At 67.6% G+C, this 7,623-nt stretch carries 5 protein-coding genes, 2 pseudogenes and 1 riboswitch; of the genes and pseudogenes, 5 read left to right on the top strand and 2 right to left on the bottom strand.

Going from position 1 to position 7,623, the window contains the following annotated elements; translation table 11 throughout:
• The first annotated feature begins 50 nt into the window (after positions 1-50).
• The 3 genes from FrCorBMG51_RS27530 (at position 51) to FrCorBMG51_RS22070 (ending at position 4,402) form a co-directional block, all read left to right on the top strand.
• Positions 51-2,624: an ATP-binding protein gene (locus tag FrCorBMG51_RS27530; RefSeq protein WP_086055620.1), complete on the top strand. Its 2,574-nt coding sequence runs from the start codon at positions 51-53 to the stop codon at positions 2,622-2,624.
• Positions 2,614-3,264, top strand: a complete 651-nt coding sequence (locus FrCorBMG51_RS22075) for a response regulator (protein WP_086055619.1) — start codon at positions 2,614-2,616, stop codon at positions 3,262-3,264. The genes FrCorBMG51_RS27530 and FrCorBMG51_RS22075 overlap by 11 nt, the downstream gene beginning before the upstream one ends.
• Positions 3,265-3,607: 343 nt before the next feature.
• A complete protein-coding gene (locus FrCorBMG51_RS22070; RefSeq protein ID WP_047224931.1) occupies positions 3,608-4,402 on the top strand; it encodes an enoyl-CoA hydratase/isomerase family protein in 795 nt (264 codons plus the stop codon).
• A gap of 113 nt (positions 4,403-4,515) precedes the next feature.
• Here the strand turns inward: FrCorBMG51_RS22070 and FrCorBMG51_RS22065 are convergent.
• Positions 4,516-5,192: pseudogene (locus FrCorBMG51_RS22065) on the bottom strand (enoyl-CoA hydratase-related protein).
• On the opposite strand from FrCorBMG51_RS22065, the gene FrCorBMG51_RS22060 reads away from it, so the two are divergent.
• Positions 5,076-5,789, top strand: a complete 714-nt coding sequence (locus FrCorBMG51_RS22060) for a ribonucleotide-diphosphate reductase subunit beta (RefSeq protein WP_338052795.1) — start codon at positions 5,076-5,078, stop codon at positions 5,787-5,789. The pseudogene FrCorBMG51_RS22065 and the gene FrCorBMG51_RS22060 sit on opposite strands and share 117 nt — an antisense overlap.
• 152 nt (positions 5,790-5,941) lie before the next feature.
• Here the strand turns inward: FrCorBMG51_RS22060 and FrCorBMG51_RS27525 are convergent.
• A pseudogene (locus tag FrCorBMG51_RS27525) lies at positions 5,942-6,443 on the bottom strand (P-loop NTPase family protein); the annotation flags it as partial.
• Positions 6,444-6,520: 77 nt separating this feature from the next.
• Positions 6,521-6,751, bottom strand: a riboswitch (cobalamin riboswitch).
• Between the two features lie 166 nt (positions 6,752-6,917).
• Between FrCorBMG51_RS27525 and FrCorBMG51_RS22055 the strand changes: the two are divergent.
• Positions 6,918-7,623, top strand: a 706-nt coding sequence (locus FrCorBMG51_RS22055) for a 3-hydroxyisobutyryl-CoA hydrolase (RefSeq protein ID WP_047224938.1), incomplete at its 3' end; no start/stop codon positions are given.

Below are 7,623 nucleotides of genomic sequence, written 5' to 3'. Positions count from 1 at the left end.
CCCGAGACTGACACAGAGGGGAGCGCCAGTACCGGATAGCCGAACGGGGAATGGACGCCTCACCAAGGGAAGTCCAGTACGCCCTCGTCGAGGCACTCGGCCAGATCCTCATGCTGCGCGGACGCTACGACGAGGCAGCCACCCGGTTCCAGCGAGCACGCGAGCTGGCCGGGGACAGCCTCGAGCTCGCCTGGATCGAAGGTCAACTGGGGCAACTGGTGTTCCGAAGGGACGATCTCGCGGGTGCGGCCGCCCACATAGAATCCGGTCTTCGAGCCCTGGGCGAATGGGTGCCCGAGGGCGGTCGGATACAGCTGCTCCTGCGGCTTTCCTGGGAGATCGTACGGCGTGTCACCCGACGTGTCCGGAGGTTCAGCTTTCACAGACAGTCCGACTCGGAGCTTCGAAGCAACCGGCTCAAAGCACACCTCTACACTCGCCTGCAGTATCCAAGATGGTTCCATTCGCGACGTCCCGAAACCCTGTGCCTCATACTGCGTCAGATCAATATAGCGGAGCGCTGCCGAAACACCACCGAACTCGCACACGCGAGTTCCGTTTATGGAGCCGCCCTCGCACTCACTTTTCCGTTTTTCTGTCGCCGTGCCATGCGCTACATAGATCACGCGGCGTGGATCTACCAGAGCCAGGGAGATCCGCACGGAGAAGGACACGTCGCGAGTATGCGAGCGTGTGTTCTGCACGCAGCCGGCCGATACCAGGAGGCCGCCGCCGCCGCCGGCGACGCGGTTCGAACCTTAGATCAACTCGGCGACCGGTGGGAACTGGGCTTCGCCACGCGTACGCGGGCAGTCTGCCTCTACCGTCTGGGCCATCTAGGCGAGGCACGGGAGGAAGCTCGCCGATTGTTCGATATTGGAGTTGAGATCGGCGACGCGCACGCACAAATCACCGCGCTAGAAGTTCTCGCGAAAGTAACCGAGGGCCGTGTCACGGCCATTCAGACACAGGCCGCCTTGGGGCGACGCGGCGATGACATTGAAGTGACGGTCGCAGCTCTGCTTGCTGAAGCCTTGCGCCTTCGCCACGCGGGCCAACTCGAGCAGGCGATTGAGAGTTTGTCAAGCGCGGCGCGCCTGGTGAGCCGTGCGCAACCTACAAGCACGCATCTGGTGCCGGTCTTCGCGTGGCTAGCGACCTTGCATCGAGAGGCGGCCGAGCGACCACTTCTACCGCACATCCGACGCGAACGGCTCCGGCGTGCACGAAAATCGGCCCGTCGAGCGGTGCGCTACGGGAAGCTCTATCCCAACGACCTGCCCCATGCGTTGCGTGAGCTGGGCGTGGTATGCGCGCTGTCCGGACATCGGCGTCGTGCCCGCCGATATCTCAAGCGCAGCGCGGCATGGGCGAGACGGCGTGAGGCGAGCGCGGAGCTGGCGGAAACTAACTTGCAATCTGCCCGCCTCGAGTTGACCGGTGAGGTACCCGGTGGCGAGGGCTACCCCGAATTGGGCTTGGGCGCTGCGCGATCGGCTCTGTCTACTTTGGGTCTGGCCGAGCGGTTCGCGGCGCTGCTCGAGGCCGGTGTCCTGCTCGCGTCAAGCGACTCGGCGGAGGCGACCGTGCGGGCGATCCGTGAGACCACCCAGACCCTGCTCCGCGCTGAACGCTGTCGTGTCGTCGGACTCACCACGGACTGGCGTCCAGGCCATTCAGCGGCGTCCGCCGAGGAGCAGGAGGCGGCGCGGCGCGCGGCGGAGCACCGTGGCCCGCTTGTTCTGAATCGCCCGCTGGCGACCGAGCTCGAGCCGGATGCCGAATTGGCTCTTCCGGACGCCCGGTCGGCGCTCTGCGCGCCGGTCTTTGTGCGGGACGAGATGGTTGGATACTTCCTGGCGTTGCACTCGCAGGTCGGCAAGCTGTTCGGTGAGGAGGAGCAACAGCTCGCCGAATTCGTTGCACGCCTAGCCGGTGCTGCGCTGGAGCGCCAGCAGCTACAGCGCGACATACGCGCTCGGGTAATCTCGGCGCAGGAAGCTGAGCGGTCGCGAGTAGCACGAGACCTCCATGACGAAGTCGGACAGGCGCTCACCTCGGTGCTGCTGGGCGTGCGGTTGGTGGAAAGCACTGTTTCCAACGACAGCTCTGGATCAGTCAAGCCAAGTGACGTGCTGCCACGGGTAGCAGAGCTTCGCCACCATGTCGCCGGTGCGCTCGGCTCAGTTCAGCGTCTCGCCTTCGACCTCAGGCCGACTGTGTTGGATGATCTAGGCCTCGTGGCCGCCCTCCGACGGCTGACCGCGAGCGCCGTGACGGGGGATGTCTGTGTCGAGCTCGAGACCGTCAACCTCGAGCCCGGGGACCGATTATCGGCTGAGATTGAGACAACGACCTATCGAGTGGTACAGGAGGCAGTCACGAACGTCGCTCGGCACTCCCGGGCCTCGAAGTGCAGCGTCGTCATAGGACGTACTCAGCGGTGCCTACGTGTCGTGATCGAAGACGACGGGATCGGCTTCCGTACGGATGCCCTCTCCGGTGGGGGCCTCGGCCTCCTCGGCATGAAAGAACGGGCGGCTCTGGTCGGTGGAACGCTGCGCGTGACCTCCGCCCCGGGGCAGGGCACAGCGATCTCACTGGAGGTGCCTCTTGACGAATGACCGATTACGGGTTCTGCTCTGCGACGATCACAGGATCGTCCGTGGCGGCCTGCGGCGGATGCTCGCCGAGGACTCCGGGATCCTTGTCGTCGCGGACGTCGGCACGGCGGCCGAAGCCGTCGCGGCGGCCGGACGACTCCAACCCGATATCGTCGTCCTGGACATCGGCCTACCAGACAGCAGTGGGATCTCGGCGATCGGGAGAATTCTCGGGGCAAGCCCGGCAAGCAGAGTCCTGATGCTCACGATGCACGACGATGTCGCCTACCTGAGAGAAGCATTCGCGAGCGGGGCGCTCGGCTACGTGCTGAAAGCCGCGGCCGACATCGAGCTGATCCAGGCCATCCACGACGTCGCCAAGGGCGAACGGTATGTTCACCCGACGCTCGGGGCCGCCCTGTTGGGCAGGGACACGAGCGCCGAAGGCCGCTCTGTTTCCACGGTGGCTGGGCTCTCCGAACGTGAGGCTGAGATCCTGCGCCTGCTTGCCCTCGGTCACACGAATCCGGAGATGGCCGAGGTTCTCGACCTCTCCGTTCGCACCGTGGAAACCTATCGATATCGGCTTCAACAAAAGGTGGGTCTGCGCTCGCGGGCCGAACTTGTGCGCCTGGCCAGAGAGATGGGCCTGGTAAAATGAGGCGACGAGGTGGCGGGCGCCGGTGTTCATCGGAACAACCGTGTCCATCAGAGCAAAGGCGGTCGGTGTTCTCGGACTATCCTCTCCCCCACCGTGGGCCGGTATCGCGGAAATCGTACGGGGCTCGCGGCCGTGGAAACGAATCGATTCGTCCGTCGACACGGTGGGAGCGCTCCGGCTGTTCCCCGGGGGCGGTGAGTCCACGCGCCAGGCTCCGCCCGGGTGGCGGTGCCGTTACGAACGCAGCGGTGCCGATCAGCCCGTGGGCGTCCGCCCCGTTGTGCGGTCCAGGCGTATCCAGGCCGCTCGTGCCGCGGCCCCTGGCACCCACAGGAGATCGACGATGACCCTCGCAGAACCGGCTCCCGTCCACGTGACGATCGCCGGGCACGTCGCACACCTGGTCATTGATCATGGTTCGGGCAACGCCGTCGACATAGAGCTGGCCACCGCCCTTGTCCGCTCCGCGGAGCAGGTGCGGGAACTTGTCACCAAGGGGACGTCAACCGTCGTGGTCGTCCGATCACGGGGAGCGAACTTCTGCGTAGGCGGGGATCTGCGGGCGTTCGTCGCCGTCGGCGACGATGTCGGGACCTTTGTGGCCAGACTGGCGAACACTGTTCACGATGCGTTACGGATCCTGGCGGGGCTGCCGGCGCCGATCGTCGTGGCGGTACGCGGCGCCGTGGCGGGCGTCGGCATTGGCATCGCTCTGGCCGGTGACGTTCTGCTCGCCGGCCGGAGCGCGTCGTTCACTCTCGCCTACTCCGCGGTCGGGTTGTCCCCGGACGGCGGCGCGAGCTGGCTGCTCCCCCGCATCCTCGGTCCGCGCCGCGCGGCCGAGTTCGCTCTGACCAGACGGTCTCTTTCAGCGGCCGAGGCACTCGACTGGGGGCTCGTCACCCAGGTTGTGGAGGACGGCCGGCTCGACGATGCGGTCGCGGCGGTCGTGGAGCAGTTGGCGGCGGTCCCACCGGGCACGCTGGCCCGGACGAAGAAGCTGCTCGCGGAGGCGGAGCGGCGCTCCTTCGAGGAGCATCTCGACCTGGAGTCGGCGGCGATCGCGGAATCGGCAGCAGACCCACGGTCACGGGCGCTGGTCACCGCCTTCCTTGACACCCGCCGTTCCCGCGCCTGATAGATCGGGTGCCGGCCACCGATGACCTGGCCGCGGTGGACGCGTTCAGCGACGGGCGAGCCGAACCCGGCGTCGACCCCGCCCCGTAGTGATCACCCGTTCCAGAAAGACGATCACTCGTCCCGGAAGACGGGCCGGCGCTTCTCGGTGAAGGCCGCCATGCCCTCCTCCTGGTCCGCGGTGGCGAACGTGGCATGAAAGATCTGCCGTTCGAACAGCACACCCTCGCTCAGCGAAGTCTCGAAGGCACGGTTGACCGCCTCCTTGACCATCATGGCCACCGGAGTGGACATTCCCGCGACCTTCTCCGCCACGTCGAGCGCCTCGTCGACGAGACCCTCGGCAGGCACGATCCGCGAGACGAGGCCGGCCGACTCGGCCTCGATGGCGTCCATCGTCCGGCCGGTCAGACACAGTTCCATCGCCTTGGCCTTGCCCACAGCCCTGGTCAGCCGCTGGGAGCCACCCATCCCCGGCAGCACACCAAGAGTGATCTCGGGCTGGCCGAACTTCGCGGTGTCGGCGGCCAGCAGGATGTCGCACATCATCGCCAGTTCGCAGCCGCCGCCCAGCGCGTAGCCCGCGACCGCGGCGATCAGGGGGTGCGGACCCGGGCCAGCCCGTCCCAGCCTGCGAACCAGTCGCTGGCGTAGACCTCGCTGAACGACTGGGGCTGCATCTCCTTGATGTCGGCGCCCGCGGCGAACGCCCTCGACGAGCCGGTGATCACGACAGCGCCGATCGAACGGTCCTGGTCGAGGTCCGCAGCCGCCGCGGTCAGCTCCCGCATGACCTGAAGGCTCAGCGCGTTCAGCGCCTTCGGTCGGTTCAAAGTGATCATCCCGACTCCCGGTCGAGCGACCGGCGGGCCTTCCTGCTGAACCTCATCTGTTTCGCCGCCTGCATCGAGGGGCTGTTCTTCTACGGCGCCTTCGCCTACGTGTACTTCCTGAGATCCCGGGGCCTGCTCAGCGGGCTGGCGTCCGGGACGAACTGGGTGTTTCGTGACGAGTCGATGCACATGGAGTTCGCGTTCGACGTCGTACGCACGGTGCGCGCGGAGGAACTGGACCTCGTTGGCGACGAGTTCGAAGCCGGCGTCCGCGCGATGCTGGCCGAGGCGGTGGCCGCCGAGACGGCGTTCGCGCGGGACCTCCTCGCCGGTGGCGTCGCCGGGATGACCGTGCCGGACATGCGCTCGTATCTTGAGTACGTCGCGGACCGGCGGCTGGCCGAGCTCGGGTTCGCGCCGATGTTCGGATCAGCCAACCCGTTCTCCTTCCTGGAACTCCAAGACGTCCAGGAACTGTCGAACTTCTTCGAGCGGCGCGTCTCGTCCTACCAGATGGGCGTGACCGGGATCGTCGCCTTCGACGAGGACTTCTGACCGGTCCACCGATCGGCCCACCGGCAGGAGAAGTACCCGGCGGCGGTGGCCGGGCCATGGTCGGGCCGCGGTGTCGTCGTCAACGGGCTCCGTCGGAGGCTGTCCCGGGCGGCTCCCCGAGGAAGGCCGCCAGGATCCGGTCGGCGGCCAGCGTCTCCGTGGCGTTCGACGGTCCGCCAGACCTCCTCCAGGCCCGCGCCGGTCATGGCGCTGCAAGGTCAGCACCGGTGTGGTCCAGCCGCCGTCAGCGGTCTGCAGGAGCCGCAGGGCGCCAGCCAGCTCCTTCGCGGCGACGCGCGCATCCTGCTCGTAGGGGCCGTCGGCCTTGTTGACCGCGACGATGTCGGCGAGTTCGAGCACCCCCTTCTTGATGCCCTGTAACTGGTCGCCGGTACGCGCCAGGCACAGCAGCAGAAAGGTGTCGACCATCCCGGCGACGGTCACCTCCGACTGTCCGACGCCGACCGTCTCGACCAGGACGACGTCGTAACCGGCGGCCTCCATCACCACGATGGACTCCCGGGTCGCCCGGGCGACACCGCCGAGGGTCCCCGACGTCGGCGAGGGGCGCACGAACGCGGCCGGGTCGATTCCGAGCCGGGCCATCCGCGTCCGGTCCCCCAGGATGCTGCCGCCGGTGCAGGTCGAGGACGGCGGAGAGCGTCACAGCACGGGAATCCGTGGCCGCGTCCCCCGGCTCTCCCTCGAAGCCCTGGACCACCGCACGTCGCCGGACGCGCGGCGAGCTGGCAGGTCTTCGGACTTGTGGGCACGGACACCAAGGTGGCCTGTCTACTGGCCATTCTACTGGCCGTCGCTTCCCAGGTTCTGTCTGGAACCCAGTGCTGATGACGGCGGTCGTTCCCACTCACCGCTGCGGGGCAGTCCCGGACTCACACCGGGTTCCCTCTTACGACACCCGATCTGGCTGACCGGGCGGAACCAGCTCCGGAACCGACTATAGGACCGGCAGGCCGGCACACGCTCGCAACTCCCGGCCCACGGTGCGTGCCCGCCGGTAAGCCGCGGGCTGCGGGGTATCGCTTGAGACCGCGCGGTATCAGCCGACATTGTTGGACGTCCTACCGTGCGGGCCGCCGTGTCCCGCCGGGCACCGGAGGGAAGGCGATGGCCGACATACTGTTCACCGTCCAGGGCCGGCTGGGCCGGATCACGCTCAACCGGCCGAAGGCCATCAACGCGCTCAGCCACGACATGCTGCGCCGCATCGCCGACGCCCTGACCGTCTGGGAGCACGACGAGCGCATCCGGGCGGTGCTGATCGACGGTGCTGGCGAGCGGGGGCTGTGCGCCGGCGGTGACATCCGGTCCATCTACGACGACGTCAGCTCCGGCGGCACCGCCGCCCTGGATTTCTGGGTCGACGAGTACCGGCTCAACGCCCGCATCAGCCACTACCCGAAACCGTATGTCGCGCTGATGGACGGACTGGTCATGGGCGGGGGCGTCGGTGTCTCCTCGCACGGCAGCGTACGGGTGGTCACCGAACGTTCCCTGGTTGCCATGCCCGAGGTCGCCATCGGCCTCGTGCCCGACGTCGGCGGAACCTATCTGCTGTCCCGGATGCCCGGCCAGTCGGGCACCCACATCGCGCTCACCACCGCGCGGATATCCGGCGCCGACGCCATCCACCACGGGCTGGCCGATCACTACGTGCCCAGCGACCGGCTCGGCGCGCTGGTCGACGCGCTGGGCAACGGTGACGACAGCGATCCGGTCGATGTGGTCCGCTCCTTCGCCGAGCCGCCCCCGGCCAGCGCGCTGGCCACGCAGGCGGGCTGGATCGACCACTGCTACGCGGCGCGGACCGTCG

The sequence above is a fragment of the Protofrankia coriariae genome (genome assembly GCF_001017755.1).
In the GTDB taxonomy this organism is placed as follows: Bacteria; Actinomycetota; Actinomycetes; order Frankiales; family Frankiaceae; genus Protofrankia; species Protofrankia coriariae.
The sequence above is the reverse complement of the archived record's forward strand: the minus strand, read 5'-3'. Positions and strand labels throughout refer to the sequence as shown.

Bases quoted from the DNA above. Each gene is read 5' to 3' on its own strand.
- FrCorBMG51_RS27530 (WP_086055620.1), top strand. From the start codon at position 51: ATGGACGCCTCACCAAGGGAAGTCCAGTACGCCCTCGTCGAGGCACTC.
- FrCorBMG51_RS22070 (WP_047224931.1), top strand. From the start codon at position 3,608: ATGACCCTCGCAGAACCGGCTCCCGTCCACGTGACGATCGCCGGGCAC.